Origin of the sequence: Niallia sp. FSL W8-0951 (genome assembly GCF_038006525.1) — a bacterium.
GTDB lineage: Bacteria > Bacillota > Bacilli > Bacillales > Cytobacillaceae > Niallia > Niallia circulans.
Window position 1 is genome coordinate 19,724 of sequence record NZ_JBBOVK010000004.1, and the last position, 26,962, is coordinate 46,685.

The 26,962-nt window shown below is 33.5% G+C and carries 31 protein-coding genes and 1 pseudogene; 19 read left to right on the plus strand and 13 right to left on the minus strand.

The features are described from left to right. Positions 1 to 133: 133 nt before the first annotated feature. The 5 genes from NSS71_RS24530 to NSS71_RS24550 are packed head-to-tail and all read right to left on the minus strand — an operon-like array spanning position 134 to position 2,447. Positions 134 to 433: a spore coat protein gene (locus NSS71_RS24530; RefSeq protein ID WP_047942823.1), complete on the minus strand. Its 300-nt coding sequence runs from the start codon at positions 431 to 433 to the stop codon at positions 134 to 136. Positions 434 to 450: 17 nt separating this feature from the next. Next, on the minus strand, positions 451 to 645 hold the full coding sequence (locus NSS71_RS24535; RefSeq protein ID WP_336045160.1) for a hypothetical protein: 195 nt from the start codon (positions 643 to 645) through the stop codon (positions 451 to 453). A 16-nt stretch (positions 646 to 661) separates the two neighbouring features. After that, entirely contained in the window at positions 662 to 1,798 is a 1,137-nt protein-coding gene (locus tag NSS71_RS24540) for a zinc-dependent alcohol dehydrogenase (RefSeq protein WP_047942819.1), read from the minus strand. 18 nt (positions 1,799 to 1,816) lie between these two features. Beyond that, positions 1,817 to 2,185: a spore coat protein gene (locus NSS71_RS24545; RefSeq protein WP_047942818.1), complete on the minus strand. Its 369-nt coding sequence runs from the start codon at positions 2,183 to 2,185 to the stop codon at positions 1,817 to 1,819. 16 nt (positions 2,186 to 2,201) lie between these two features. Continuing rightward, positions 2,202 to 2,447 (minus strand): hypothetical protein, encoded by a 246-nt coding sequence (locus NSS71_RS24550; protein WP_047942817.1) that lies wholly within the window; start codon positions 2,445 to 2,447, stop codon positions 2,202 to 2,204. A gap of 395 nt (positions 2,448 to 2,842) precedes the next feature. On the opposite strand from NSS71_RS24550, the gene NSS71_RS24555 reads away from it, so the two are divergent. The 4 genes from NSS71_RS24555 (at position 2,843) to NSS71_RS24570 (ending at position 5,941) form a co-directional block, all read left to right on the plus strand. Next, on the plus strand, positions 2,843 to 3,736 hold the full coding sequence (locus tag NSS71_RS24555; protein WP_341152123.1) for a putative RNA methyltransferase: 894 nt from the start codon (positions 2,843 to 2,845) through the stop codon (positions 3,734 to 3,736). 461 nt (positions 3,737 to 4,197) lie between these two features. Next, positions 4,198 to 4,470: a hypothetical protein gene (locus NSS71_RS24560; RefSeq protein ID WP_172885222.1), complete on the plus strand. Its 273-nt coding sequence runs from the start codon at positions 4,198 to 4,200 to the stop codon at positions 4,468 to 4,470. 198 nt (positions 4,471 to 4,668) lie between these two features. Continuing rightward, positions 4,669 to 5,139, plus strand: a complete 471-nt coding sequence (locus NSS71_RS24565) for an NUDIX hydrolase (protein ID WP_341152124.1) — start codon at positions 4,669 to 4,671, stop codon at positions 5,137 to 5,139. Between the two features lie 331 nt (positions 5,140 to 5,470). Next, a complete protein-coding gene (locus NSS71_RS24570) occupies positions 5,471 to 5,941 on the plus strand; it encodes a GNAT family N-acetyltransferase (protein ID WP_341152125.1) in 471 nt (156 codons plus the stop codon). 448 nt (positions 5,942 to 6,389) lie between these two features. On the opposite strand, the gene csaA is transcribed toward NSS71_RS24570, so the two are convergent. The 4 genes from csaA to NSS71_RS24590 form a co-directional block, all read right to left on the minus strand. Then, entirely contained in the window at positions 6,390 to 6,719 is a 330-nt protein-coding gene (gene csaA / locus NSS71_RS24575; protein ID WP_095258702.1) for a chaperone CsaA, read from the minus strand. A 1,155-nt stretch (positions 6,720 to 7,874) separates the two neighbouring features. Beyond that, the gene (locus tag NSS71_RS24580) at positions 7,875 to 8,402 is read right to left on the minus strand and encodes a permease (protein WP_047942809.1); all 528 of its coding nucleotides are present in this window, start codon (positions 8,400 to 8,402) and stop codon (positions 7,875 to 7,877) included. Further along, a complete protein-coding gene (locus tag NSS71_RS24585) occupies positions 8,399 to 8,881 on the minus strand; it encodes a hypothetical protein (RefSeq protein ID WP_047942808.1) in 483 nt (160 codons plus the stop codon). Before NSS71_RS24585 ends, NSS71_RS24580 begins: the two co-directional genes overlap by 4 nt. Further along, entirely contained in the window at positions 8,874 to 9,215 is a 342-nt protein-coding gene (locus NSS71_RS24590; RefSeq protein ID WP_047942807.1) for a PadR family transcriptional regulator, read from the minus strand. Before NSS71_RS24590 ends, NSS71_RS24585 begins: the two co-directional genes overlap by 8 nt. A gap of 345 nt (positions 9,216 to 9,560) precedes the next feature. Between NSS71_RS24590 and NSS71_RS24595 the strand changes: the two genes are divergently transcribed. From NSS71_RS24595 to NSS71_RS24610, 4 genes are all read left to right on the plus strand, one after another. Next, positions 9,561 to 10,058: an AAA family ATPase gene (locus tag NSS71_RS24595; protein ID WP_047942806.1), complete on the plus strand. Its 498-nt coding sequence runs from the start codon at positions 9,561 to 9,563 to the stop codon at positions 10,056 to 10,058. Between the two features lie 320 nt (positions 10,059 to 10,378). Continuing rightward, positions 10,379 to 10,897: an NUDIX hydrolase gene (locus tag NSS71_RS24600; protein WP_328282854.1), complete on the plus strand. Its 519-nt coding sequence runs from the start codon at positions 10,379 to 10,381 to the stop codon at positions 10,895 to 10,897. Between the two features lie 341 nt (positions 10,898 to 11,238). Beyond that, positions 11,239 to 11,913, plus strand: coding sequence for a DUF421 domain-containing protein (locus tag NSS71_RS24605; RefSeq protein ID WP_341152126.1), 675 nt, complete (start codon positions 11,239 to 11,241; stop codon positions 11,911 to 11,913). 374 nt (positions 11,914 to 12,287) lie between these two features. Then, complete coding sequence (locus tag NSS71_RS24610; protein WP_341152127.1) at positions 12,288 to 13,811, plus strand: hypothetical protein; 1,524 nt, start codon at positions 12,288 to 12,290, stop codon at positions 13,809 to 13,811. 446 nt (positions 13,812 to 14,257) lie between these two features. Here NSS71_RS24610 and NSS71_RS24615 read toward each other — a convergent pair whose 3' ends face one another. Beyond that, complete coding sequence (locus NSS71_RS24615; protein ID WP_047942802.1) at positions 14,258 to 14,785, minus strand: TetR/AcrR family transcriptional regulator; 528 nt, start codon at positions 14,783 to 14,785, stop codon at positions 14,258 to 14,260. 131 nt (positions 14,786 to 14,916) lie between these two features. Here NSS71_RS24615 and NSS71_RS24620 point away from each other — a divergent pair, with 131 nt between their 5' ends. Continuing rightward, positions 14,917 to 15,702: a ketopantoate reductase family protein gene (locus NSS71_RS24620; RefSeq protein ID WP_047942801.1), complete on the plus strand. Its 786-nt coding sequence runs from the start codon at positions 14,917 to 14,919 to the stop codon at positions 15,700 to 15,702. A gap of 701 nt (positions 15,703 to 16,403) precedes the next feature. Here NSS71_RS24620 and NSS71_RS24625 read toward each other — a convergent pair. Further along, positions 16,404 to 16,781, minus strand: a complete 378-nt coding sequence (locus NSS71_RS24625; RefSeq protein WP_047942800.1) for a winged helix-turn-helix transcriptional regulator — start codon at positions 16,779 to 16,781, stop codon at positions 16,404 to 16,406. A 167-nt stretch (positions 16,782 to 16,948) separates the two neighbouring features. On the opposite strand from NSS71_RS24625, the gene NSS71_RS24630 reads away from it, so the two are divergent. The 8 genes and pseudogenes from NSS71_RS24630 to NSS71_RS24665 all read left to right on the plus strand — a co-directional run bounded on the left by NSS71_RS24630 (position 16,949) and on the right by NSS71_RS24665 (position 22,692). Continuing rightward, positions 16,949 to 17,695, plus strand: coding sequence for an SDR family NAD(P)-dependent oxidoreductase (locus NSS71_RS24630; RefSeq protein ID WP_047942799.1), 747 nt, complete (start codon positions 16,949 to 16,951; stop codon positions 17,693 to 17,695). A gap of 59 nt (positions 17,696 to 17,754) precedes the next feature. Continuing rightward, a pseudogene (locus tag NSS71_RS24635) lies at positions 17,755 to 17,892 on the plus strand (cysteine hydrolase); the annotation flags it as partial. Positions 17,893 to 18,161: 269 nt separating this feature from the next. Beyond that, positions 18,162 to 18,575, plus strand: a complete 414-nt coding sequence (locus NSS71_RS24640) for a YjdF family protein (protein WP_047942797.1) — start codon at positions 18,162 to 18,164, stop codon at positions 18,573 to 18,575. 210 nt (positions 18,576 to 18,785) lie between these two features. Continuing rightward, positions 18,786 to 19,700, plus strand: coding sequence for an alpha/beta fold hydrolase (locus NSS71_RS24645; RefSeq protein WP_236691796.1), 915 nt, complete (start codon positions 18,786 to 18,788; stop codon positions 19,698 to 19,700). An 11-nt stretch (positions 19,701 to 19,711) separates the two neighbouring features. Beyond that, positions 19,712 to 20,263, plus strand: a complete 552-nt coding sequence (locus NSS71_RS24650; RefSeq protein WP_047942795.1) for a hypothetical protein — start codon at positions 19,712 to 19,714, stop codon at positions 20,261 to 20,263. 68 nt (positions 20,264 to 20,331) lie between these two features. Further along, positions 20,332 to 20,658 carry an antibiotic biosynthesis monooxygenase family protein gene (locus NSS71_RS24655; protein ID WP_047942793.1) on the plus strand — a complete coding sequence of 109 codons (327 nt, stop codon included), beginning with the start codon at positions 20,332 to 20,334 and terminating at the stop codon, positions 20,656 to 20,658. 271 nt (positions 20,659 to 20,929) lie between these two features. After that, positions 20,930 to 21,754 (plus strand): AraC family ligand binding domain-containing protein, encoded by an 825-nt coding sequence (locus NSS71_RS24660; protein WP_047942791.1) that lies wholly within the window; start codon positions 20,930 to 20,932, stop codon positions 21,752 to 21,754. A gap of 35 nt (positions 21,755 to 21,789) precedes the next feature. Beyond that, complete coding sequence (locus NSS71_RS24665) at positions 21,790 to 22,692, plus strand: DMT family transporter (RefSeq protein WP_144546747.1); 903 nt, start codon at positions 21,790 to 21,792, stop codon at positions 22,690 to 22,692. Positions 22,693 to 23,142: 450 nt separating this feature from the next. Here NSS71_RS24665 and NSS71_RS24670 read toward each other — a convergent pair whose 3' ends face one another. After that, positions 23,143 to 23,499 carry an MmcQ/YjbR family DNA-binding protein gene (locus NSS71_RS24670; protein ID WP_047942789.1) on the minus strand — a complete coding sequence of 119 codons (357 nt, stop codon included), beginning with the start codon at positions 23,497 to 23,499 and terminating at the stop codon, positions 23,143 to 23,145. Between the two features lie 211 nt (positions 23,500 to 23,710). Between NSS71_RS24670 and NSS71_RS24675 the strand changes: the two genes are divergently transcribed. Then, positions 23,711 to 23,962, plus strand: a complete 252-nt coding sequence (locus tag NSS71_RS24675) for a hypothetical protein (protein WP_144546741.1) — start codon at positions 23,711 to 23,713, stop codon at positions 23,960 to 23,962. 145 nt (positions 23,963 to 24,107) lie between these two features. Here NSS71_RS24675 and NSS71_RS24680 read toward each other — a convergent pair whose 3' ends face one another. After that, positions 24,108 to 25,157, minus strand: a complete 1,050-nt coding sequence (locus NSS71_RS24680) for a LacI family DNA-binding transcriptional regulator (protein ID WP_144546739.1) — start codon at positions 25,155 to 25,157, stop codon at positions 24,108 to 24,110. Positions 25,158 to 25,510: 353 nt separating this feature from the next. On the opposite strand from NSS71_RS24680, the gene NSS71_RS24685 reads away from it, so the two are divergent. Further along, positions 25,511 to 26,947 carry an L-fucose/L-arabinose isomerase family protein gene (locus NSS71_RS24685; protein WP_095258729.1) on the plus strand — a complete coding sequence of 479 codons (1,437 nt, stop codon included), beginning with the start codon at positions 25,511 to 25,513 and terminating at the stop codon, positions 26,945 to 26,947. Positions 26,948 to 26,962: the final 15 nt, after the last annotated feature.

Sequence of the window (26,962 nt, forward strand, 5' to 3'; positions counted from 1 at the left end):
AATTATTTTCATTAATATAGTGTAAAACAAACATAAGTAAGCCAGAAGTATTAACTTACTTCCGGCGTAAAAAACTTAAAATATTTTTAGGAACAGTTTATTTGGTAAATTATAAACTGTACCTTAGAATTTTTTATAATGTCGGTAAATTCAATGCTGTTTGGATATTATTTAAATCTAAACTAATTTGTTCGTTTGTATCCCAAGCATGATACCATCCTTTTTCTACCATATAAGCGGATATCTGTTCATGGATATCAAGAGCTTCCACTAAATGGCGAGTGAGCATTTCTTTAATTTCTGGTGTACCTGCCTCTGTAACTGCCATGGCATAATTTCTAACTCCACTTTTAGCTGAAATTAATAAATCCATTGTAACTACTTGGTCGGATAGTGCGTTCATGCCAGTTAAATTTTCAATGATTGGATTCATGTATATTCATCTCCTAATTACTGCTTAGCGTTCGAAAGGATTGAAGCATATTCTTGTAATTGTCTCGTAGACACATCAATGTCTAACTGCATAATATCTTTTAATTGCGGATCTGTAACTAACGCTCTCATCGTTTTTGATTTAGTCAAACAAGTGGTTTTAAATGTAGATATCTCATGGACTTCAAGAACTTCATGTAAAGCATAGTTCATTTTTTTATCTCCTTCCTTAAGGTTTCAACAAGACCTTAATACAATTATCCAGTTTCGCGTCAAAAATTTCATATCCATGTTTTGCTTCACTAAGTGGAAGTACATGACTCACGACATCTCCTGGGTCAATTTTTCCCGTCGAAACTAATTCAAACATATATGGCATATAATGAATTACCGGTGCTTGTCCAGAGCGGATATTCACGTTTCGCTGCATAATATCTCCAAAAGGGAAACCATTGTATCTGCCTCCGTAAACGCCAGTAACTTGAATTGTCCCGCCTTTACGCACAGCTTGTGAAGCTATGACAAATGCACTTAATGCTCCACCTTGAAGTTTCAAACCGCTCGCGAGGAATTCCATATCTGTCATTTTACCATCCATACCAACAGCGTCGATGACAACATCTGCACCGCCTTTAGTGATTTCTTTTAGATAACTTCCTACATTCTCATGGTCCTCAAAGTTAACAATTTCTACTTTATTAGTTCGCTTGGCGTGCTGGAGGCGATAATGGACATAATCAACGGCAATGACTCGCTTTGCTCCTTTTAACCAACAGAATTTTTGAGCAAAAAGACCTACCGGACCACAGCCAAGAACAATAACTGTATCTCCATTTTTGACGCCTGCGTTGTCAACACTCCAAAAACCTGTAGTCATGGCATCCGCAATGACAGCTAACTTTTCATCCGGTTCTTCACAAGTCTCTGGAATTTTGAAATGAGTAAAGTTGGCAAAGGGTACTCTTAGATATTCGGCTTGCCCACCAGGATAGCCACCAGTCGTACCAGAATATCCGAAATAGGCACCCATATCACCATTATCATTAGAATTATCACATTGGCTTTCCAAATTATTTTTACAATAAATGCAATCACCACAAGCTATATTAAAGGGGATAATGACTCGGTCTCCCTTTTTCACCTTAGTCACACCTGGACCAACTTCTTCGACTATTCCCATTGGTTCATGGCCGATAACGTAGTTTTCTTGCATGTTAGGAATCATGCCGTGAATTAAGTGTAAATCAGACCCACATATTGCTGTACTCGTTACCTTAATAATCATGTCATCTGGTTTTTCAATTTTTGGGTCTGGAACTTCTTTGACTACAACATTTTTAATACCTTGATACGTAACTGCCTTCATGATATATAGCCTCCAGTGTTAGTGTTCATCAGGTGTCCGGTCAAACATACCTTTTCTATTGGTCTCAACCGGGAATAGATTCATTTTGCCAATCATCAATGTATTGTTGGCAGAGAGCTGATCTAGTTTATACTGTTCACTTAGTTCGTATGGATGGAACCATTTCTTATCAATCATTAGTTCCGTAATTTCTTGATGCATGGCAATACCTTGCATTAACTGGTTTCGTAGAAGGGCTCTAACATCAGGTGATGCAGACTCCGTTAATGCGACAGCAATATTGCGAACACCTTCTTTGGCACGAAGGAGGAAATCCATCGCAAATGTGGTATCTGCTAACTCAGGCATGTGTAGAGAGTTAATAGGGTCTAAATAGTCTTGATTCAATTTATTTACCTCCTTTTCAATTTATTATTGGTGTAGGTCGGTTTTGAGGAACAGGAGCTTCAAAAGGTGCGCGTTGATAAATTTCCTGTAATTCTCCAAGCGCTTGGATGGATTGCTGAACATCTTTTTGCATTAATGCTCTCAAATCCTGATCAAATACCAGTCCTTGCATTAGTTTTGATTTCGCTAAGCATAGGGTTTTAAAATTAATAACTTCATGTAGATCCAATGACTCATGATCGGCTAATTTTTTTATGTCCATTATGGGTCCCCTTTTTTTTGACTTATACAAAGGTATTGTTTCAAATTTAAGATAAAATATTCCTTTCTTAAAAGTTTTAAGAAAGGAATATTTTTGAAGGATAAGGGCTGATAATTTCTGCGTAAGCAGAAATTATCTTACATATGAGAGATAGCTTTTTCTTATGTGCTTTATAGTCTTGCCAATTTTCGAAAGACTCGTTATTATTTACTGTGAGGCTTAATGCTGCACATGGATAAAGGAGCTAGTGTCATGATTATTCAATTCATTCGCTATAGATAGAAAGGGTATAGACTTGGATAAAATCCAACTCGAATTTTCAAAAAAATTTGATGAGGGTTTATTTGTCTATGCCTTTTTCATTTATCTAAAAACGAATGAATGAGGTGACTTCTTTGTTAAAAGAAAATAAAAGAATAAAGAGTGCGAAATATGTGAGTAATTTTGAAAACATTTTTGCTTGTCCAATATGTAGATCGTCTATGCAGGTTATCGATTTTAAAAGTTTAATCTGCTTAAATCACCATACATTTGATTTTGCAAGGCAAGGATATCTGAACTTGATGACTCACTCAGTAAATACTAAGTACAGCAAAGCTCTTTTTGAAGCAAGAAGAAAACTTATTACCCAAGGGGAATTTTTTACACCATTAAGCCATGCAATTGCAAAGTTTATTATGGAACATCTTGTTAAGACAAAAGAAACAATTTCTATTCTTGATACGGGATGTGGCGAAGGTTCACATCTTTCTAATATTTGTGAAATTATTCGTTCCAACTTTTTCAAAAGTGTATTAGGAGTAGGAATAGATATTTCTAAAGAAGGAATTATGGTAGCTTCTAAGAACTATTCTGATAAGATTTGGGCTGTGGCTGATCTCGCGAACACACCATTTAAATTTAAACAATTTGATGTTATCCTGAATATCCTATCACCCTCAAATTATGCTGAATTTGATAGATTGTTGAAACCAAATGGTATAGTAATCAAAATTGTACCTCAAAATAGTTACTTAAAAGAGTTGAGAGAACATCTTTTTCAAAAAAACGAAAAACAGTTTTACTCTAATGCAGAGACTATGGAGAGATTTAAGAAGAGTTTTCAATTTGTAGAATGTTCAAGATTAAGCTATACCATGAACCTTAATAAATCCTCAATTGAATGGTTGGTTCAAATGACTCCGTTGACTTGGTCAACAACAGAGGAACAAATAAAATCTTTTTTAATTAAGGATTCGGCTCAAATAACTGTTGATTTGGATATATTAATTGGTAAAAATACAATTTAGGAAAAAGACTATTAGGATGGCCTTGTGAGGGGTCAGCCCTAATAGTCTTTTCTGCAATTATTGGCTGCTTTCTAAAATAAAAAGGAAGTCTTTTTATTTTAGGGCTAACGGGCAGGTTGAACCATCTAACTATATATTTTATACCATTTATAGTCTTATAAACATTAACATAGGTTCTTTATAACAGACAACGAAGCAGTAAGATTTTACCGAAAAAATGGATTTAAAATAACAAGTTTAGGTAAAAAAATTTCTCGGTGTAGAGCGGCTCTTATGTTACTATAGCAACACTTTGTAATATGGAGGTATCGCATTTTCTTATTGCACTAAAGGAGGTTAGTATGAGAAGGAATTAACAGTATAGAGTTAATGCATTAAAACTCAGGTATTGCTATGGTAATATAAATTTGATGGGGATAAGGAGTGTTCTAATTATTATTTAGAAAGGTGGAAGGATTCAAATGAACGAATATATGAATATGATAGAGACTGCATTGAAAGACAGTAATCCATTGAAACTTATTTTAAAAGGATGGATGGAAGAGGGGGCTGGTGTTGTCGCTGTAGTTTATGCAACTACAGATTCTAACAAAGCTAGAAGTTTTATCGAGGAAATAAATTCTGTAGTCAACGATGACAACTACTATATGGTTTACAGTGTCCCTTTTGATGTGGATTTAACCCAAATTGGGCATTACCCTTCAATAGCAATATCTAAAGAAGACTTTAAATAATTTGTTTTACATATCAGTTCCTATTTGCCTTATTATAATCAATCCTAATGAATTTAATATTAAATCTTATTAGAAATGGAAGTTAAAAAATCATCCTTAAATAAAAGGTTAGTGGAAGACGGAAAAATATAACTTGAAATACCATTTTCTTCTATTTGGTATATAATTAACTTGTATTTTTTATATAGGAGGAAATTTATGACTACATCCAGTGACTACATTCGCTATATTCGTGGAAAAGTGGGACAAGATTTAATTATTCTTAATTTTGCTGGAGGTATTGTTTATAACGAACGAAATGAGATTCTTTTACAAAAAAGGGGAGATAGAAATGAGTGGGGTTTTCCAGGCGGTGCTATGGAACTAGGAGAATCTCTTGAAGAAACAACAAAACGAGAAATTCTTGAGGAGACAGGATTAAATGTTAAGGTTGAACATCTTATTGGTGTCTACTCTAAATATTCTGGTGAGTTTCCGAACGGAGATAAAGCTCAGACTATTACTCACTTTTTTCAATGTAAGCCAATTGATGGGGAACTTACTGCAGATGGTATTGAGACATTGGATTTGAAGTACTTTCCAATAAATAAAATACCGAAATTATTCACTAAACAACACGAAGATGCCTTAGAAGATTGGGTTTTCAAAAGAAAAGGTGTATATAAATAAGTTCAACTACAAAATAATTATACATAATCAATAACCGAGGCTTTCTTTAAAGAAAAGAGTGGCCTATTCTATGTTGCTAAAGTGGAAAATGGCTGTGGAAAATTTGATAAACCTACAAAATGGTATGCAGATTTATAATTCCATACATCCTGTAGTTGCTATTTTCGTATTGAATTAACTGGAGTTTATGCAATATCTTAATTACAGATTAGCGATATTCTTGTGTCGCTAAAGGGGAGGTTAGTTGATCAGAAGTGAATAAAAGATGTGCTAAAATTGGTAATTAGTATAGGAGTGGGTAAATATAACATACAAGGTAGGGGGATTAAAAATGGAGATTCGTTCAGTAAACAGTTTAGATTACTATGAAATCTCGCCATTACTAAATCAATGGTGGGGTGGAAGACAAATGGCTGATAAGTTACCAAAGCTCTTTTTTGATCATTTTACAGATACAAGTTTTATTGCTGAAAAAGATGGAAAAATAGTAGGGTTTCTAATTGGGTTTTTATCACAATCAAATTCTGAAGAGGCGTATATTCATTTCGTTGGAGTACATCCAGAATATAGAAAACACAGTGTAGGAAAAACACTCTATAACAAATTTTTTTATGTGGTTAAACAAAAAGGTGCTAGTATAATCCATTGTGTAACTTCACCTATTAATAAAGTTTCAATTTCCTTTCATACTAATATGGGTTTTGATATTGAACAAGGAGATGCAGTCGTAGATGGAGTTCCCGTGTATAAGGACTATGACGGACCAAATCAAGATAGGGTTTTATTTAAAAAGAATTTATAATAAATTTGGAACCTCATTGAACTATTGGGAATTAATCCATGAAGGATTAATTCCCTTTTTTGGCTATGGTACGAACGGGGCAGGTTAGTATAAGTGTAAAACTCCACAAAATTAAGAAATTAGCCATATTCTAAAATGAAAAATGGCTTAAATAATTAAAATTAATGAGCTATCTAATCATTCACTTAGCAATATGGTGGCAGCGTTCCTGTAATAAATACCCTGCTTCGGTATTTCGACTCTACCAAAAGTTGTCTTTAATACATACCATAGGTACCCCGCTTTTGATATATTCAAGTATTCTTATCTAAACAGTTTTCTTCTTACAATTCTTCAATAAAATGAATGTTCCTTTGTAATCTGTTATGTAGAAAAAGCCTGATTACCCATTTATTAATCAAATGGACAGGCTCTTCCGTCAATACCAGAAAGGGCAGTATATTTATTCTTAAGCGATTGGGGTACCATTTTTAACAGGTTGGTCTGGTTTTAAAAGCACTACGTCATCTCTCCCTTGTATACCACCAATTACTAATACCTCAGATTTAAAACCTGCAATTCGCCTTGGAGGAAAATTTACTATCGCTACCACTTGACTACCAATAAGTTGTTCTGCCTTGTATCTGCGTGTTATTTGAGCTGAAGACTGTCTAACACCAATATTACCAAAATCAATTTCTAATTTTATTGCGGGTTTTCGTGCTTCTGGAAATGGCTCTGCCTTAATCACAGTGCCAACACGGATATCTAATTTTAAAAAATCCTCGATATTTGCCATTAATACACCTCATATAATCTTTAATATCTTGTAAACCTTCAATATTGCCTATGAATTGGATAGAATATCGAACAGGTACCGATCCTTGAGGTGAGAGAAAGTCTTTTTGGGTCATACCAATCTCTAGGTGCCTTAAGTTTTCTATCAAGTTTTAAGTTTGATTTAGATCTGCATGTTGGTCATAACTGTAATGTGTAGTTTCTTCATTAGAATGGTTTTCAAACAATATCATCCGCATCCTCAGTGAAATAGGTTGCTTTATCAATACGCCTTCCATCTGAATTATGCTTAATCATAAAAAGGTTTATATCCTTATTGTAAACTATTATAATATATTAAAAACTTAACTTCCTTTGAGGCAAAGTTATGAATAAGTTATACACTTATTATTCTAGTTTAAGTATAAAAAAGAATAATGTTTATGTTTTTATCTGCTAATGATTCAGCATAATGAAAACAAGGGCATGCTTTGCAAATCGATTTTCAAGATAACTAGTGACTACATATAATTGCCTTCCACCGGGAGATTGATCAAGAGGCTTACAGGCATTTTGGGTGAAGTGTATGTGACGTTAAATTAAATGCCCACTTAAATGAGTTTCTATAATTCGTTGGAGTTTTATTGGCATTGCTTTTAAAAAGACTAACAGACTAGGTATGTTAAAATCTAATTTGGTATGCGATTTTACAAACCGATAATGTTGATGTTACCAAGCAATCTATTGCTTTCTCAATTATTTTATTGTGAATATGCTTCTGTGTGCTCTATCCCGTAATTTTTTGCAGCAGATTGCTTATATAGTTTGGAGATACATTCTACAGAAAAGATTTTGCACCGTGGGCAGTCCTATTTGTTGTACTAATTATCTGTTGAAATATTCAGTTAACAACAGGGCATCTATTTTTACCAACAAATCCATACTTGCTGTTTTTCGAGTTATAAAATCTATTGGTGTAATCGAGCGCACATCAATATACTAAACGATCAAATCCTGACTAGATATTATTTATTGGCGAATGGTATTCTCGCTGAATACTTTCCATAATATTTTATCGTGAAAAAGTCGGGGTTCCTAACAGAATGTTATCAATTTAATGACTACAGCTACTAAAGAATTTGGAATTGTAGGGTTTAAAATACTAAATGCTTTAAATCTATTTTCCGATAGTTGTATCATACTTTAGCAACTTTTGTTGGCTATACATTTTTTCAAAAAGAATTCCTGTTAAATAATAAAACACGAGCCCGAAACAAATATGAATAAGTGTGAATTTAGGGCCAAATGAAGTAAATTCATACACTAGAACTGGCAATTTCACTGTTGACCAAGCCCCTAAAAAAAACACTATATAACGGACGCTAGCTCCTTTTCTCAATAAAAGTACTGCGATTGGAAAGGCTATATAAAGAGGTCCAGCAGCTACTGTTGCTAATAATAAGGTGAAGAGGACACCAATTATACCTGATTTTTCCCCCATATATCTAATGAGTGTTTCTTTCTTTACCCATTGGTCCAATAATCCCACTAATATAAATACTGGAGGGAGTAGAATTAACATATCCAAAATATTTTTACCAGTTAACTGAACTGTTTTTGCAGCAATCGTTTGATTCATAAATGCTATAAGCAGAAGGCCTAATAATAAAATGAGAAAGAACCGATATCTTTTTAACTTTTTCATGTCATCACCACCCAAATAATTAATGCAAATAGAAGGGACATTACTATGGCAGAAATATTTCGGGCATAAGCAAAACTTTGACCAAAAGTTTTTTGTTCCATAAATAAACTTGCCAGTCCTACAGACATTAATGTCGACATTAATACAGCAACTTGTGGAAGAGCAGCGCCATTTTGAACTAATGTATGTCCAAGAGGAAAAACGATAAAGCTAGGGACTATAGCAATTGATCCAATGATTGTTGAATAAAGGATACCAAGTAAACCGGAATTTTCCCCAATAATGGAAGAAATAAGGGACGGTGTTAATAAAGATAGTGCCAGTCCAACGAAGAGCATAATGGCTAATAAATCCGGTAAAACATTGCGAAACATTTTCCATGAGCTTAATAAGGCTGCCTTTGTTTTATATTTGTCTTTTATAAAAGACAGGATCAGATAGATAGCAGCTATCGTATATAAAACAATTCCATTAACCATTATTTTCACAATTCCATTTTTTGTATTTTTCCAGGAAAAATGATAAATTTTTAATTTTTTCTTGAATATCAATTTGAAATTCTTCTAATTTTCTTTTTCCAAGTGTAGTGATTTTATACATCCTTACCGGTTTATCTTGATCAGAAACATCTAGATAAGATTCAATGGCACCTTCTTCCTCTAATTTTTTTAGTGTGCGATATAGTATGGCGCTATCAATTGGATTGATGGGAAGCTCTTCCTTACATTTTTGCAACAGTTTTCCCCCATAGTTATCTCCCTCCAATAAAAACAGCAAAAGAAATGCACCAGTATGTCTTCCTGTATGTTTCATAATAGATAGAACCCCCTAATTTTAATGTAATGTACTTTTTATCAATATATTACTGTTGTTAACAGTATAGTGTTATTATCAGTTATGTGTCAATCTTTTTATAATGAAAATTAAATGTGAGGCTTATATTTTAACTAGACTTATATTTAGGAACGGAAGGTGCTACGACATCTCTTTTTATTGAATTAAAGAGTGGGTTTGCTAAAAAAGGAAAATAAACGAAATCGGTAGAATAAGTATACTGGATATAAATCTTAACGTTTAAATATTAATAAGAGGATAATAACTATGGGGAACTCATGAAGTAAAAAGTTTAAACTAAAATAATTGAGAGGGTTGAAAAAAATGAAAAAATTGGGGACACTATACTTTTTCTGTGGAAAAATGGGAGCTGGAAAATCAACTAAATCAAAGCAATTGGCGATAGACAAACATGCGGTACTGTTGTCTGAGGATGAATGGCTTTCATCTCTTTATCCCAATCAAATTGCATCATTTGAGGACTATCTAAAATTCTCAGCGCAGCTCAAGCCATTGGTGAAAAAGCATGTCCAAAACATATTAAGTGTTGGTACAGATGTAGTGATGGATTTTCCAGCTAACACTCAAAAACTGCGAAAGTGGTTTTTGGATATGGCGTCAGAGGTCAATGCAAACCATCAACTAATTTTCCTTAATCTAAATAACGAGCAATGCTTACGTCAAATCGCACAAAGGCGTAATGAACAACCAGAAAGATCAGCTTTTGACACGGAAGCGGTGTTTATTCATGTTACTAAATTTTTTGAAGCACCAGAGGCATCTGAGAGTTTAAATATTTTAGAATATAGCGGAAAAGAATAACAAGGAGTTCAATGATTCGTGTGTGTAGAGTGCCTTTTTTTGGGGAGGTGCTCTATTTGATATAAAATGATATGTGGGTAAGAATAGTTTCTCTGGATGACCTTATAATACGAACGGGTGCTTTAGCTCAATAAGGAGATGGACAGTTTTTTTTTGCGGACTTTCAACTCTAAGTAAAAAATATTACTAATCGTCGTTATGGAAAAGTTACTCAACTTTTATCCGATTCTTTAAATATCTATTGTGAAATTCATGATGATAATCTGATTATATAGTATACTGGGAACCTTATTACAATAATATACATAAGGAGTTTTGCAATGGAAAAGTGGGATTTATTTGATAAACATCGTTATAAAATAGAGAAACAAATAACTCGTGGAGATGAAATGAAACCAGAAGAGTTTCATTTAGTAGTACACATATGTATATTTAATTCAAAAGGTGAAATGCTCATTCAGCAGCGTCAATCCTTTAAGCAAGGATGGCCGAACCTTTGGGATATCACTTGTGGTGGTAGTGCGGTTGCAGGCGAAACAAGTCAGCAGGCTGCTTCAAGAGAGCTATTCGAGGAGTTGGGGATTCATTATAACTTTGAAAAGATTCGTCCACAATTTACTATTAACTTTGAACGTGGCTTTGATGATTTTTATTTAATTGAATATGACTTTGATTTGAATGAATTGACATTACAGATTGAAGAGGTACAAGCAGCCAAATGGGCTTCTAAAGAGGAAATCTTGGAGCTAATCGAACTGAAAAAATTTATACCTTATTATGAGAGTATCATTGCTTTTCTTTTTGAGGGGCGAAATCATTATGGCTCTGTTCGTCTTTAAATGAAACGTGCAAAGTATAAAACATATAAAGATCTGGTGAGAACACAAAAAGATGATGTGAAGTATGGTCCTTAAAGTAATGGGGGCATTAGTATAAGATCGTTTGGCTGCTTTGGCAGCCTATTGTTGTTGTACGAACGGGCAGGATTGTTTAAGTACATTTATTTACCACACTTTCTTTTCCGAACACGCTCCTAATTTTGCATTTTAAAGCCGTTGTATGATATTCGTACTAATCGGATATAACATAATATGTACGATGTAGAATTAGGATTGTGCAAAAGTGTGAGAGATGGAAAATGACGATTTGAAAATTACGGCTTAATTAGGGGGAAATACTAATGTACAAAGACATAACAGTTGAATTGATTATTGGTTTCTTAACTTTATTAATAGTCCTTAAATTACTTGGGAAGATTCAATTTTCACAAATAACTCCTTTTGATTTTATCACGGCCATGGTAATGGGAAACCTAGTAGGGGACGCAATTTTTGAAAGAAGAACAGGAATTTTGGAGATAGTATTTAGCATTGTTATATGGGGGTTACTAATTTATCTAGTAGAGTTTTTAACGCAAAAATCTCTAAAATTCCGGGGTTTTTTTGAAGGTAATCCCACGATCTTAATTGAAAAAGGAGAGATTATTTATAAGCAGCTAAAAAAAAATAATATGGATCTAAACCAATTACAGCAGCTTATGAGACAGCAGGGATATTTTTCTATCTATGAAGCAGAATATGTAATTTTGGAAAGAGACGGGAAAATAAGTGTTGCACCAAAACATGCATTTAGTGTTCCAACAGCGCAGGATTTAGCCATACCTCCTAAACAAGTAGAGATATCCTTTGCAATTATTATGGATGGGAAATTACAATCTCAAAATCTTCAATTGGCTGGGTTAACAGAAGAGTGGTTACATAGACAATTAAAGCAAGAAAAAATTAAAAAGTATAAGGAAGTGTTTTATGCAGAATGGCAAAAAGACCGAGGGCTGCTGATTACTAAATATACATAATCACCCCTTTATTTTAAAGGGACTTTGAGCTAGCTAAGATGGCATTCGTTGTGCGTTTATATGCTTTGGTATTAATGATGTGGTTTTATTTGTTCATGGTTTTTCCTAAGAAGTAGAATATAGGAAAAAGGTTATCAGGCTCCAAGAAATATGGAGCGTAGTTCATTAGGGATGGATGCTTAGTTTCTCATAAAACTACGTATATAAGAAATTAAGTACTGTGAGAGAATGTGTGAGTGCCATTAAATAGGTATACCATAGAAGATATAAATTTCGAAAAAACATAGGCTTGTTTTACTAAAAAAATTTATTTTTGTAACCTTTTGAATATTGAAGTAAAATAATAGAAAAATAGATGGATGAGGTGAAAATGCTTGAGTTTACCAACATTATCAGTATTTTTCGGAGCAGGTGCAGAAATAGGTTATGGTTTGCCGTCAGGAGGGAAATTTGCATTAGAAATATTTAGAGTTTCAAATGAAGTAGATAAGGAAATATTTAGAAGCCAGATTCAAAGCCTAGACTCTAGGTCACAGATTGCTACTCAATGGCTTCCAGATAATTATGCGAGTAAGAGATTAAATGTTTTTGGAAAAGGAGAGTTTGAAGGCCTTATTGCCTCTAGTTTAGAAAATAGAAGAAGCAACATTTTGGATTATCTGGATCATTTTGATGAAAACGTTTCCGAGTTGTTAAATAAATGGAAGTTTAATGAAACAATAATACGTGATAAGTTTACAAACGAAACAGGCGAACAAATTGGTGATATGAGATATAATCAAGCAATTCGGTTAAATGAGAAGCTTGCTTCCAGTGTATTGCTGTTTGAATCTGACTATTTTTCAGCATTCTTAAGATTATTAGAAAAATATCCAACAGATCGTTATTTGAAAAGAATTGTAAGGGCTTTTTTGGAATTATTGGTTGGAGCAATTGGTCAAAGTCTTGTTTCGCAGCTAAACGAAGAATTGTTTACTGCAGCACCTGATGAATTAAACGTATTTGATGATTTATCGGGGGTTTTTTCTTTGAATTATCAAGGTGTTGGACAAACTGGAATGGAAATTGTAATTGAAGAAACCTCGATTGATTTAAAGGAAGATACAGACGGACTTACAGTGTTTAGAGAACTTGGTAGAAGCATATTAGAAGAAATTTATTGCCAAGCAATGGATTACCAAGCTTTAATAGATAGTCATTTTAGATATCTGTATAATCCTAAAGCGCAATGGGCTAAATTTAGTCGAATTGCTATATTCCTTCATACTGTTCAAAGATATATTACTAACAAAGTCCATGTTGATGAAACAAGAATTTCAGATGGTCCCGGATATTATCACGACTTAATAAATTTAAGAAATTATTTTCATATTAAAGCTGTGGGAACTACCAATTATAACAATTTTGTACAACAGGTATTAGCAGGGACGAAAATCGCAGAAACACCTGTGTATCATTTAAATGGAAGTGTAAATGAATACTATGATCCATACAAAAATGAAATTTTAACAGAACCTTCTTCCGAGGAGAGACAAGGAAGAATTCTTGTACCATTTATGTTTACTCAAAGTGGTGTTAAACCTTTGACTTCTGTCAGTATGTCAAGAAAGTATGTTGATCTTTATGATCATTTTGTTGAATCAGACATAGTATGTGTGATTGGTTATGGTTTTAACGGAGATGATGGCCATATAAATGGAATGTTCAGAAGCTTGGTAGAGAAAGAAAATAAAAGTTTAGTCATTTTACACTATAAAAGCGATAATCGTACGGAGCAGCAACTTTTAAGGTATTATCAACAAAAATTACGTTTAAGTTCTTCTGGGAACTTAAGAGTTGTTTTGGTAGATAATAACCGTATATTTAATGGAGATATTTGGTACAACGCCCTATTATAGAGGGTTTCTTTTGACCGAAAAGCTATTGCAATGTGTGTAATAAAGAAGTTGGACTTAATCGTTATAAAATAATAAAATCAGGCAATTGTTTAAAACAAGCTGGAGGAGTTCAGGCGAAAAATGTAAATAACGGTTCTAGTGTTAAGGAAAAGTTGGGGAGAAAGCTTCAAGTTTTACAAGATAATTAAATTTGCGGCGAAAAGCTATTAATAGCCTTTACCGGATAGCACAAGTATAAATCCCCTACTAAACACGACAGTAACTATGATTACGCACTTACTAACACAGAATTTTGTTAGGTTAAAAGTCTTTCAAAAAGTTTAAAGCTGTTAATCACGAAAAAATCAACAATATCTCTTTAGAAAAGGAAATGGTATTTCGTGTTCTTACTATCGATACTCCCCAAGAGAAGCAGCCCATATTTAAACCAAGATTATATAATAAATTTATGTAATGATGGAAAAGATTATATCTTTTAATTCAGCAGCAATTTCTGATGGAGCTGTGTTCAATTCATCTTCAGCTAACCACCATTCAATAGTTCCTAGAATAGTTGATATGATAGCCCTTCTTTTCAAAATACTAACAACGCGGAGATCAAATAAGTCTGAAGTTTCAATAAAGGAAGATATAGATGACTTGAGTTCGTGTTGGAATAGTTGATACCCTTCATTCCTCAATAAGGGTTCAATAAAATTGTAATTTTCCTTTAAGTAATTAAAAGCTAAAGTAAGTGAGTTAATAGTCATTTCTTGATTATGAAGACAGTATTGGTCCATTTGATTTATATAGGTTTTAATGGTTTTTTCCAGTAATTCATATTTATCCTGATAATGAAGGTAAAAAGTGCCTCTGTTAATATCAGCTAATATTGTAATTTGATTTACTGTGATTTTATCAAACGGTTTCTCATTAAGTAATAAGAAAAAAGTGTCTATTATCAGCTTTTGCGTTCTCCTTTTTCTTCTTTCCATCTCCACACCTCAACAATTTTAGTATCATGTTCATTAATCAACATATCTTGCCTTTTGATGATTGTTTCCTGTAATACAAATGATACTATTAAATCAACAACTGTTCAATGAACGAACTGGAGGGGGATTTAATGAATATCTTAGTTATTGGGCGTGGGGTGATTTCTACTCAATATGCTTGGATCTTTAAAGAAAATGGAAATAATATTGATTTTTATATTAGATCAGAATCAATAGATAAGTATACGCGAATGCTGAATTTGCAGCTAGACGATTGGAGGAAACGGAAGTCTAAAAAGATTAATGTATCGTGGGAAACTAACTTAATATATGAAATTCCCCAAAACCATAACTATGACTTGATTTTTGTGAGCGTCAATATTGAACAAATTAGTTCTGTTGTAAAAACATTGAATAATAAGGTGAATAAGGCCACTGTACTGTTTTTTAATAATTTTTGGGATCCAATCAAGCAGACAGAAATATTACCACAATCTCAACTTATATTCGGGTTTCCTGTTGCTGGCGGGGGAACAGTAGGGATAAACACAATTAATGGTGCGTTTTCTTCTATTATAATAATAGGTGATATAGGGATGGCTTCGAAAGAACGAGTACAGCAAGTATACACATTATTTGAGCAAGCAGAATTCAGCGTTAAAAGGCAGACTAACTTTAAAAAGTTCTTATTGAACCACTTCCTCTTAAATGTAGCAGTTGAAATAGAAGTTTTAAAAGAAGGGAGTTTTATAGGATTGATGGATTCTATCGATGCTTTAGGAAACATTTCCATCAATCTTAGACAGCTAAAGCCTATAATGAAGGAGCGAGGAATGAGTTATGATGCTTTAAATACTTTACTTTTCAACGATATCACCAAAAATTATAGGGATTATAATGTCCAAGTTTATCTTTAAAAGTGGAAGTACAGCACGATCTTTAATGGAAGGAAATAATACTATAACTGGACGCAGCGCCAAATTAATTCTTGATGAAGCAAGAAGAAAAAATATACATGTAAATACACTCGAAAATATTAGTAAACTCCTACCCTAATAATATAGCTTTTTTTTACTTATAATAGGAAAATGTTATAGGGCTGCAGTATTCTAATAAATATTACAGAGAAGAAAAATTTGAATGTCTATAAAAAGGTAATATCCAAGAAAAATACGCAGTCAAAAATAAAGTGAATATTCGTGTGAATATAATAGAATTAGACTTTTACTGTCTTAAACCATAATTTAGGTTAAGAAGGATTAACGCTTCTTTTTGTTAAAAAAAGGTATTTCTAATATCGCTATCAGGGCAGGATAATTGAATAACAAGAGAAAATTTAAGCAATGAAAATAGCCGAGTTTATCTCGACTAATTTTTAATAGTATCATCTGAAATAGTTTTTAATATATTGTTTTTCTCTTTTTGTAATTTTAGAAAATATATCAGATACACCAAACTATAAAGTTAAAATAATAATAAGAATCATCTAATCTAAAGTAGCTCCGTGTTTTTAGGTAATGCGGTATTACATTATGTAATTATATCTTGATAGTACGTTCAAGTATTCCTAAACCTTATTCTGAAGGTATTGATTAAGATGACTAATCCCTTTAGATCTCTATGAAATTATATTATCTTGATATGAAACTTGTTCTGGTTGTACAATTTCATATTCACCTTCTGCATACTCTTGCTCCGCATAATGGCTTCCCCATTGACAGAGCTCCTGCAAGATAGGTTTAAGAGATTCTCCAAGTTCAGTGGATGAATATTCAACCTTTGGTGGTACTTGATTATACATCTTTCTGCTCACAAGTCCACTGGCTTCAAGCTCTCTAAGTGTTTGAATAAGCATTTTCTGAGTTATATTTGGGATAATGCGCTTTAATTCACTCGTTCTCTTTGGTCCATTCATTAAAAAGTATAATACAAGGCCTTTCCATTTTCCGCCAATAACTTCCTTTGTCACTTCAAACCCACAACTAAATTTTTTCATGTCTAAAGCTCTCCATTCCACATTTATTACTTTTTAGTTACTATATCACAAAAAAGTGGGTACTTCCGATAATGTGCTTACTGAAGGATACTATATCTTGTAAGTTGTTCTTCAAGTACTTAAGGTACTAGACATAAAATAAAATTAATTCTAAAGGAGTGTTAAGTATGGGTAAATTTGAAGGTAAAATAGCGCTTGTAACGGGTGGAACTAGTGGGATTGGTCTTGCTACAGCGCAAAAATTTGTAAACGAAGGTGCATATGTTTATATCACGGGACGTAGACAAAACGAACTTGATAAAGCTGTTAACCAAATTGGCAAGAACGTAACCGGTGTTCAAGGTGATATTTCTAAGCTTGAAGACTTAGACAAACTATATGACATTATAAAGCAGGAAAAAGGTAAGTTGGACATTCTTTTTGCTAATGCAGGCATCGGCAACTTCCTTCCATTAGGTGAAATTACTGAAGAGCAGGTTGATAGAACGTTCGACATTAACGTTAAAGGAACCATCTTTACTGTTCAAAAAGCGTTATCACTATTCCCGGACAAAGTAGGTTCAATTATTGTAACAGGCTCTACTGCTGGATCAATTGGCAACCCAGCGTTTAGTGTATATGGAGCATCTAAAGCAGCATTAAGAGCACTAGTTCGCAACTGGATTCTTGACCTAAAAGGTACTGAAATCCGTGTAAATGTGGTTAGTCCAGGAGCTATTCTTACACCTGCATACGATGAGCTTTTTGGTGATGCACTTGAAGAAGTAATGGAAAATAGCAAAAATACTGTTCCAGCTGGAAAAGTTGGGACACCTGAAGAAGTAGCAAACGCTGTATCTTTCCTTGCTTCAGACGAAAGCAGTTACTTGACGGGTGTTGAATTGTTCGTAGATGGCGGGCTAGCACAGGTATAATTTCACTGTGCAGAGATTACAAATAGTCCCTAAAAAAGGTTAATGGGGATTTACTTGTAACAGCTGCTTTTGGTATGAAGGACCAAGATGGTACATATTATGATGCAGCTGCTATCCATAATATATCTCTAGCTACATTGCACGAAGAATTTGCCACAATACTTACAACAGATAAATTGCTAAACGAGTTTTTTTAATACGCTTATGGCACTAAGCGGCTTTCCTGTATTAAATAAAGAAATTCTTTTATCATAAACGTAGGAGAATAATTCAGTAAGATCAGTTACAGAGTAAAACTATCTTTTACTATTACCTCTACATAAAAAGTAAATTATTGTATAATATATTTTGGAATGAAAAAACACAATTCGGTTGGTAGTCCGAATGCATTAAAAAATTTAATGTCAGTAGCCTTCCCCTCCTCGGGATGTCCATCGTTCTAGTATAACTGGAGGAGGGACCTATAATGAAACTAACCATTTATTATGATGGTCAATTTTATATAGGGCTTATAGAAATTGTGTCTGAAAATAAACTTAAAGCCTGCCGATATATTTTCGGTAAAGAACCAAAAGATCAGGAAGTATTAGATTTTGTGAACAGAAAATTATTAAGGGTAATTGAATCTAATCAACAAATAGGGATACATATTTGTCAGAAATCACAAAAGAAAATTAATCCTAAAAGAATTCAAAGAAAAGTCTCAAAAGAATTAAAGCAATGCTCTGTTTCTTCTAAAGCACAAGAAGCCATCAAGGCTGAATATGAACAACGGAAGAAAGTAAAATCAGCTAAAAATAAACAGCTAAGAGAAGAAAAAAAGACGTATATTAGAAATTGCATGGTTCAAAAGGCTAAAAATAAACATAAAGGCAGGTAACATAATTTCTATTTTTTGCAGACAACTAATGTTGTCTGTTTTTATTTATCATCATTCACTTAAATAGAATTAATTGCTTTATCTTACTAAAAAACAAGGATGTTTTATCAAACTATCAGGGCATGGAACAGAAGAAGGAATATACAAGACTATATAGAATAAGTAAGTTATTGGAAAAGGAAGAGATAGAACTATTATTCCAAAGCAGGGGTGAATAAGATTAACCAATTTATAATGGTAAAAGAGAAGAAAATAGAACTTTTACATATAGGCAGTAAAGGAATTCCTATTGTTATACTTACAGGAATGGGTTGTTCGTTTTATGAGTGGTATCAAGTAACAAAATCATTAGCGAAATCAAACAGAGTCATTATGTTTCATAGACCAGGACTCGGGCTTAGTCCATTAAGTGAAGAGATACGTAATACGAACGCAGTTATAGATGAATTAAGTCAATTGTTGATCGGATTAAATATTTTTGAGCCCGTTATTTTAGTTGGACATTCTTATGGTGGTTTATGTGCACAGCATTATGCCAAGGTTTTTCCAGAAAAAATTGCCGGAATCGTATTGATTGATTCCACTTCTGTTGACTTAAAAGAATTAGATGAATTAGAGTTACAAGTGCTAGATGAGACTGGTACGGATGAGGTCTGGTTAGAGAAATGCCATTCTTACTCGCTAATGAAACCAGCTGAACTAAAAGAAATAGTAAAACCTACTCTTACGGATAAACAAAAAAATCTACCACTTCATCTCCAAGAGCATGTCCTTGACTTTCAGACAAGTCCTGCCTTATATAAAACGATGTACCTGGAAATGTGTAATTGGAAGAAGGATGGAGAACGAATAAAGAGGTTGGGGGTTTTTCCCAATTTGCCTCTAATAGTTATTGGACGAGATAAAGAATATAACATTCAATTGGGAATTGCGGAGGGACTGCCCGAGTGGGAGATGAGAAAATTAGAAGATAAGTGGGAAGAGCTTATTATGAAACAGGCTAGACTTAGTAAAGATAGTGAATTAATTTTTGCTGAGAATTCTAGTCATTCTATTTATCTTGATCGTCCAGACGTAGTAATAAAAGCAATTAAAAGTTTGAATAAAATTAGAAATGGATTATAAGGGGTTAAACAATGCAACTGTTTAAAATCAATATCAAGAAACAATACTGGCTAGGATCAACTGATTCAGAAGAGGATCTATGCTCTCATGGAGAAATATATTTAAAGGTTAATGACACCGTTATTACTCAATCCGGAATAGATGAAGAATGGGGGATTAGTGAATCGGCATTAGCTTTGTTACGAACATTAGATAATGATTATCTTTGTGCTCCCGAGGATGATGAAGGGTTAATTCTCCATGGATGTGGTTTAATATTGATGACGAGTTGTCCTATTTCCATTCATTGGACAGTAAAACATTGTGGGGATGACGTATTTCTTTCAGATTTTGTTAAGTTTACTAGTACCGACAATCAATCAGGCAGCATCTACTATCCCGATTTAAATGTTAAGCTTAGTAGAAACGAATATACATTTCAAGTTTGTCAATTTACAATAGAGGCAAGGGATTTCTTTCGTTCTTCAAAAGAGAAACGAATTGCTGATGACTTTGATAAAAATATGTATGATGAGTTTTGGAGTGAATATAATCAATTGTTAAATAGCAATTTACCAGACTAAAGGTAAAACGATGCTATAATCATCTATTAAAAGTGATTGGAAAATAAGACGTATTGGAGGAACTAAAAATGAATGGGATTGCTAAAACTCCTAAACTACCTTACTATGCGGTTATCTTTTCTTCCCAGCGAACGGAAGGTGACAAAGGCTACGGAAAAATGGCGGATAAAATGGTAGAGTTAGCTTCACAGCAGGAAGGTTTCTTAGGTGTAGAAAGTGCACGTGATGAGGGACTGGGCATTACTGTTTCCTATTGGGATTCCTTAGAGGCAATAAAGAATTGGAAGGAAAATTCCGTCCATCTTGCTGCGCAGAAATTAGGAAAAAAAGAGTGGTACCAGAGCTTTGCGCTAAGAGTGTGCAAAGTAGAAAGAGATAACTTCTTCGAAATGTAATAAAGCTAGTCTCTTTAGGCTAACCATAAAAGAAGAAGAGCATCTTTGCGGAAAATGATTCTTTGATTAGAGGAACAAAATTTTGATGATGAGTTTGAACTAAGCTATGGAAAAAGTGAGGTAACTTTTTTGATAGGAGCGTCTATTACCAGGATAAATGGTTTGACGCTTTTTTTATTTGCTTAAAGCTTTTTTAGTCAATATCCTACAAGAACAACTAATAAAAATATGCTAAGCTATTTAAACAGAAGACAAGGGGGAGCGGTATCAGATGAGAAGGGAAGAAAGAAAAATTTGTTATGATGAAGATTTGCAAATTGAGGCCTATCGTTTTCACGGGATTATGCAAAAATTCCCCAATCACTTTCATGAATATTATGTTATTGGCTTTATCGAGAGTGGTCAAAGAAAATTGACATGCAGAAATAAAGATTATGTTATTAATAGTGGAGATCTTATCTTTTTTAATCCATTTGATAATCATGCTTGTGAACAAATGGATGATGAGCCCTTAGATTATCGTTGTTTAAATATTACGCCAGAAGTAATGCGAAAAGTAGTTGAAGAAATCACTGGTAAAGACTATCTGCCTTCCTTTAAAGGTCCAGTCGCCTTCCGTAGTGAACATGCAGAATTATTAAAGCGGCTGCATCAAATGATCATGGCTGAGTTAGGAGATCTGGAGAAAGAAGAAACTTTTTATTTCTTAATGGAACAATTGATTGAAGAATATAGTGCCATAGAGAAAAACATTAAATTGGATAAGATGGCCAAGGAAATATCAAAAGTTTGTGAATTTATTGAAAGGCACTATGTTGATCCGATTTCTCTTGATGATTTGGTGGCGGTATGCAATATGAATAAATACACCTTATTACGTTCATTTGCGCGAATTCGCGGAATTACACCTTATCGGTATTTACAGACAGTGCGTATCAACAAAGCAAAGAAGCTATTAGAACAAGGGATGAAACCAACCGATGTAGCTGCTCAGACTGGTTTTGTGGATCAAAGCCATTTCAGCCATTATTTTATGGACTTTATTGGATTAACGCCTGGACAATACCGAAATATATATATAGATAGTGTAAATTAAATCGTTTCAACTAGAAGGAAAGAGTGGCGAACAAGATGAAGTTTGGACATATTTCAGCAATGATCACGATATTGATTTGGGGGACAACATACATATCTACAAAAATATTATTAACTGATTTTACTCCCATTGAGGTATTATTTTTTCGTTTTGTTATTGGAATTGTAGCCTTGAGCATCATTTATCCATATCGATTAAAAATGAAAAATAGAAAGCATCATTATTTATTTTTACTTGCGGGGTTATGTGGGGTAACACTTTATTACCTCTTAGAAAATATTGCTTTGACCTTTACTACTGCTTCTAATGTAGGAGTAATAAGTGCGATGGTGCCATTTTTCACTGCTATTCTCACTTATTATTATTTGAAAAGTGAACCCTTGCGATTAAATTTCTTCATTGGTTTTATTCTAGCTTTAATAGGAATTTTTCTCATTAGTTTTAATGGCACTGCTAATTTTAAAGTAAATCCATTAGGTGATCTACTAGCTGTCGCAGCAACTCTTATATGGGCTATCTATTCTGTTATTACGAAGAAAATTAGTAGTTATGGATATAATACGATTCAAGCCACAAGGCGGATTTTTTTATACGGTATTTTATTTATGATCCCTGTTTTATATTTGTTTGACTTTAAACTAGGAATCGAACGTTTTGCCCAGCCGATCTACTTATTTAACATCATTTTTCTGGGGTTAGGCGCATCGGCACTTTGTTTTGTTTCTTGGAATTTAGCCATTAAAAAATTAGGGGCAATTAAAGCAAGTGTATATATCTATCTTGTTCCCATAATTACTGTTATCACGGCGATGATAGTCTTAAAGGAGCCTCTAACTTGGATGGCAGCTCTTGGCATCCTGCTTACTCTAACTGGCCTTTTCGTTTCCGAAACTAAAATAATTACTAAGAAAAAAAAGGATTTGGTAAGTAGTTATTAGATGGAGGGATACTTATAGCAATGAGGGAGATTGCTTTTTTATAAGAGTGGTTCTTTATAAAATGAGACTGTTAAAATGATCTAATTTTTTCATGGAATGTAAAGTGTTGGCTAAGTGAAGGATATAGATAATATGCTTTTTGACAGATTGCTAGTTTGTATCTCAAGCTAGGAATGGCACATTCAACATTAAGGAAATAGTTCATATTGCTGTTCATATACACAGATTAATTTCATAATCAGCTTAAATGGTTTTATCTCCTGCCATATTGAATAGCTAGATTTAGGGTTTTATAAAGGACTCTTCCTTTTTTTAAAGCAGGGTCCTTTATTATGATATTACAAATGTAGATGTTATAAACTAGAGAGAACTGTAGATTATGGACGAATTCATTATAATGCAAATTATCTCTTTGTAACTTTTTAAGGTTATAATAAACATAAACATATTTTATTTTGTTAAATGATAACTAGTATCTAGTAAATTATAGATGTCAGCTTTAGGGTATGGGCTATCAAGTATGATAGAAATCCAGTGTTCCTTATTCATATGGTATGCTGTTAAGATTCCCTCTTCTTTCTGAAGTAGATTTTTTAATTCTGGTTCACATTTTACATTTAAGACATCTACTACTTCTTCTCCTGATAATCCTAATTTGTTTTTAGGAACATTCATCATTAAACCATACCATTTGCCCTGATTAACATGTCTTAACACAGCATAGTTTTGGAATTTTTTCCAAGGATACTCTGGATTTGTACCATACTTTTCTTTTGCATAAGAAAAAATTTCTTTTCTCGTTGTCATAAAGTTTAGTTCCTTTCTTTATCCTCTTTTATTAGTATGAACTGATTATGTCCTTGATTATATCACTATTATTTATTTATGTTTTTTTCCATGTTATTTGCCTATATTTAATAGAAGCTTTATTGTTAACTATATAGTATTTCTATGTACATAGGATTACTATATAATAGAAATAGGATTAATTATTAGGTAATTAAAATGGGGGAGAATTATGAAGGGATTAGCTTTATTTTTGATGCTTTTTTATTTCCTTGTTACCGGATTATGGATAGCAAATTCACCGTATTTATTTTCCGTTCAAGGAATGATTGTATGGCTGATATCGATTGTGCTAGGGTTTGTAACGTATAAGCAAATAATAGAAATAAACATTATAAAGAGACTTATGCTGTACTTCACCTTCTTTATGGTGTTTTTGCTTATAATGACAGGTTTGATACATTGGGCTGTCAATTCTATGTGATAATGTCGTTGTATGGCTGTTACAAAATTCAAGCTTTATAACAGGCATGACACTGCCGATTGATGGAGGATTTTCTTCGTATTCTGGAGTTTGATAGTCGTAAATATACTAAAAGCAGAGTCTAATTAGATTCTGCTTTTAGTTATTAGGTTAGTATCGTTTTTTGATTTGAAACTTTTACACAAGATTTCCGTTTCACTAATTCTGTATCTATAAATATTTTCATTTTATCTTCTTCGTTTTCATCTATTTCTCGGATAAGCTTCTCAACAGCTAGTGATGCAATCTTGTCTTTCTTGACATGAATAGTTGTGAGTTCTGGGCTGACAATTTGAGATTCAACAATATTATCAAATCCAATGATGGATATGTCTTCCGGTACATGGATATTTAATTCATGGAGTGATTTAATGATACTAATCGCCATGTAATCACATTCACAAAATATAGCGGATGGTAGGTTATCCTTTAACTCCATTATATTTTGTTTGAAATCCTCTTGCACAGAAAGATCGGTTGGAGACATTTTGAAAATATGTTCAGGTTTAATGGTTAATCCATTTTCACTCATTATTTTTTGAAATCCTTTTCTCCTCGCATCAAAATTATACATGCGTGAAACCGATTCTGCATATCCAATTACCTTATGACCTAACTCAATCAAATATTCCCCCGCTTGGTAAGCGCCAATGATATTATTCATCACAATGAAGTTAATATCCAAAGTTTCAAAACAAGTATCTAAAACAACTAAATTTGGCTGCAGCTTAGAAACGGTTTTAATCTGTTCTTCAGTCAGGTTGGTCCCTAACAGCAATATACCAGAAGACTGTTGCTGCATTTCAAGATTCGTTATTTCTTGCTCGAGCGAATCTATATTTATAGAGGAGATGATTAAGGAATATCCTTTTGATGAGATAGACTGGTCAATATTATTGATTAATTCCATAAAAAAAGACTGCGACTGATATTGTTCGGTAACGATACCGGTATGGGTACATGCTACAAAACGAAATATTTTAGTTGGAGAAGTATTTTTCCCTTTTGAAAAAGTTCTTGGGTTATAGCCATTTTCCTTTGCGATTTTTAATATTTTTTCTCTCGTTTCTTGACTAACACCGGGTTTTCCATTTAACGCCAAAGAAACAGCTGATTTGGATACCTCCGCTATTTGTGCAATATCATCTATCTTCATTTAAATCCTCCACCCTATATAAGTAAATAAAAATTTTCCAATGAGTATATATATTAGTTTAGTTAAAAAGTTTAGTTGTGTCAAACTAGCAAACTACTAAATGATTACTATAATGCTTATTTTATTAGGGTTTTTTACACGATTTAACTAAACTTAACTAAAAATAACGTTTACAATATGGTAAAAAACAAATAAAGTTTATATAAAATTATTGACTTTAATTTAGTTTAGGTGTTAATCTAATACCGAGAAATAAATCAAAACTTATTATGTAATTGTATAGTTTATAACGGTTTAGAAAAGTTTAGGATAGTTTAGAAAGTTTAGTAGTGAATGTCAATTGGGGGAATATCATGGAAAAGTTTAAATTAGGTTTTGCGCCAACACGGAGATTCGTGTTTAGTAAAGAGGATGCTTACAAATATAAAGAACTAATAAAAGAGAAGATAAGAAGTTTCGGCTTGGATATGGAGATTGTGGATTTAGAAGGAATCAATGAAGAAGGATTACTATATAATCGTGCAGATGAGCAGGCAATCATTCAACGATTTAAAAGGGAAGATGTTGATGCATTATTCTTTCCCCATTGTAATTTCGGTACCGAAGATCTTGTTGCTAAAATTGCTAAGGCTATCGATAAGCCTGTATTAATCTGGGGACCTAGAGATGAAGCTCCTTTGGAAAATGGAATGAGACTGCGGGATACGCAATGTGGAATTTTTGCGACAGGAAAAGTATTGCGCAGGTTTAAGGTCCAATTTACTTACATAACAAACAGTAGTGTTGACTCTGAAGTTTTTGCGAGGGGTTTTAAAAACTTTATAGGGGCTGCAAATGTTGTTAAGCATTTTAGGAAACTTCGAATCCTTCAAATCTCCACAAGACCTTCTGATTTTTGGTCGGTCATTTGTAATGAAGGAGAATTGTTAGAGAAATTCGGAATTCAAATATATCCGATTACCTTAGATCAAATTAAACAGAAAACACTTAAGATTGAAAAAGAGGGCGGCGCTGAACTTGAGCAAGCAGTAGCTTATATTAAAAAAACACTTGATTGGAGTACGGTTAAGGAAGAAGATGTTCGTCGGATTGCTGCACTAAAAGTTGGTATGAAGCAATACGCGGAAGAAACAGGCAGTTCTGCTATTGCTATTCAATGCTGGTCCACTTTGCAAGACATTATTGGAATTATGCCCTGCCTTGCAAATGCGATTTTGACAGATGAGCAAATACCTGTTACTTGTGAAACCGATATTCATGGCGCAATTACTTCAATCATGGTGCAAGCAGCAACACTAAATACATTGCCAACCTTTTTTGCGGACATTACGATTAGGCATCCCGAAAATCCAAATGGAGAACTGTTATTCCATTGTGGTAATTTCCCGGTTTCTTTAAGTGTGGAAGAAAAACCGCAATTGAATAAACACTTTTTATTTGATGATCATTCACCTGGTACACATGAAGGAGAAATAAAAGGGGGCGAAATGACCATTGCTCGTTTTGATGGTGATAATGGGGAATATTCCATCTTTTTAGGAAAGGCAAGAGGGATAGAAGGACCGTATTCAAGAGGCTCCTACGTGTGGGTTGAAGTAAATGATTGGCCGCTTTGGGAAGAAAAATTAGTGAAGGGACCATATATTCACCATTCTACAGGCATTCATGCCAATGTAATACCAATAATCTATGAAGCATGTCAGTATATTCCTGGATTGACTCCCGACCCAGTTGATCCAACTGAAGAGGAAATTCGCGCATGGCTGCGAGGCAGTGACATAAATTATTGATGCAATGGAGGAGAT

What these genes read in the sequence shown, in the direction of transcription:
- NSS71_RS24530 (WP_047942823.1), bottom strand. Translation starts at nt 433, where the DNA reads ATGAATCCAATCATTGAAAATTTAACTGGCATGAACGCACTATCCGAC.
- NSS71_RS24535 (WP_336045160.1), bottom strand. Translation starts at nt 645, where the DNA reads ATGAACTATGCTTTACATGAAGTTCTTGAAGTCCATGAGATATCTACA.
- NSS71_RS24540 (WP_047942819.1), bottom strand. Translation starts at nt 1,798, where the DNA reads ATGAAGGCAGTTACGTATCAAGGTATTAAAAATGTTGTAGTCAAAGAA.
- NSS71_RS24550 (WP_047942817.1), bottom strand. Translation starts at nt 2,447, where the DNA reads ATGGACATAAAAAAATTAGCCGATCATGAGTCATTGGATCTACATGAA.
- NSS71_RS24560 (WP_172885222.1), top strand. Translation starts at nt 4,198, where the DNA reads ATGAACGAATATATGAATATGATAGAGACTGCATTGAAAGACAGTAAT.
- NSS71_RS24565 (WP_341152124.1), top strand. Translation starts at nt 4,669, where the DNA reads ATGACTACATCCAGTGACTACATTCGCTATATTCGTGGAAAAGTGGGA.
- NSS71_RS24570 (WP_341152125.1), top strand. Translation starts at nt 5,471, where the DNA reads ATGGAGATTCGTTCAGTAAACAGTTTAGATTACTATGAAATCTCGCCA.
- csaA (WP_095258702.1), bottom strand. Translation starts at nt 6,719, where the DNA reads ATGGCAAATATCGAGGATTTTTTAAAATTAGATATCCGTGTTGGCACT.
- NSS71_RS24580 (WP_047942809.1), bottom strand. Translation starts at nt 8,402, where the DNA reads ATGAAAAAGTTAAAAAGATATCGGTTCTTTCTCATTTTATTATTAGGC.
- NSS71_RS24585 (WP_047942808.1), bottom strand. Translation starts at nt 8,881, where the DNA reads ATGGTTAATGGAATTGTTTTATATACGATAGCTGCTATCTATCTGATC.
- NSS71_RS24590 (WP_047942807.1), bottom strand. Translation starts at nt 9,215, where the DNA reads ATGAAACATACAGGAAGACATACTGGTGCATTTCTTTTGCTGTTTTTA.
- NSS71_RS24595 (WP_047942806.1), top strand. Translation starts at nt 9,561, where the DNA reads ATGAAAAAATTGGGGACACTATACTTTTTCTGTGGAAAAATGGGAGCT.
- NSS71_RS24600 (WP_328282854.1), top strand. Translation starts at nt 10,379, where the DNA reads ATGGAAAAGTGGGATTTATTTGATAAACATCGTTATAAAATAGAGAAA.
- NSS71_RS24605 (WP_341152126.1), top strand. Translation starts at nt 11,239, where the DNA reads ATGTACAAAGACATAACAGTTGAATTGATTATTGGTTTCTTAACTTTA.
- NSS71_RS24615 (WP_047942802.1), bottom strand. Translation starts at nt 14,785, where the DNA reads ATGGAAAGAAGAAAAAGGAGAACGCAAAAGCTGATAATAGACACTTTT.
- NSS71_RS24620 (WP_047942801.1), top strand. Translation starts at nt 14,917, where the DNA reads ATGAATATCTTAGTTATTGGGCGTGGGGTGATTTCTACTCAATATGCT.
- NSS71_RS24625 (WP_047942800.1), bottom strand. Translation starts at nt 16,781, where the DNA reads ATGAAAAAATTTAGTTGTGGGTTTGAAGTGACAAAGGAAGTTATTGGC.
- NSS71_RS24630 (WP_047942799.1), top strand. Translation starts at nt 16,949, where the DNA reads ATGGGTAAATTTGAAGGTAAAATAGCGCTTGTAACGGGTGGAACTAGT.
- NSS71_RS24640 (WP_047942797.1), top strand. Translation starts at nt 18,162, where the DNA reads ATGAAACTAACCATTTATTATGATGGTCAATTTTATATAGGGCTTATA.
- NSS71_RS24650 (WP_047942795.1), top strand. Translation starts at nt 19,712, where the DNA reads ATGCAACTGTTTAAAATCAATATCAAGAAACAATACTGGCTAGGATCA.
- NSS71_RS24655 (WP_047942793.1), top strand. Translation starts at nt 20,332, where the DNA reads ATGAATGGGATTGCTAAAACTCCTAAACTACCTTACTATGCGGTTATC.
- NSS71_RS24660 (WP_047942791.1), top strand. Translation starts at nt 20,930, where the DNA reads ATGAGAAGGGAAGAAAGAAAAATTTGTTATGATGAAGATTTGCAAATT.
- NSS71_RS24665 (WP_144546747.1), top strand. Translation starts at nt 21,790, where the DNA reads ATGAAGTTTGGACATATTTCAGCAATGATCACGATATTGATTTGGGGG.
- NSS71_RS24670 (WP_047942789.1), bottom strand. Translation starts at nt 23,499, where the DNA reads ATGACAACGAGAAAAGAAATTTTTTCTTATGCAAAAGAAAAGTATGGT.
- NSS71_RS24675 (WP_144546741.1), top strand. Translation starts at nt 23,711, where the DNA reads ATGAAGGGATTAGCTTTATTTTTGATGCTTTTTTATTTCCTTGTTACC.
- NSS71_RS24680 (WP_144546739.1), bottom strand. Translation starts at nt 25,157, where the DNA reads ATGAAGATAGATGATATTGCACAAATAGCGGAGGTATCCAAATCAGCT.
- NSS71_RS24685 (WP_095258729.1), top strand. Translation starts at nt 25,511, where the DNA reads ATGGAAAAGTTTAAATTAGGTTTTGCGCCAACACGGAGATTCGTGTTT.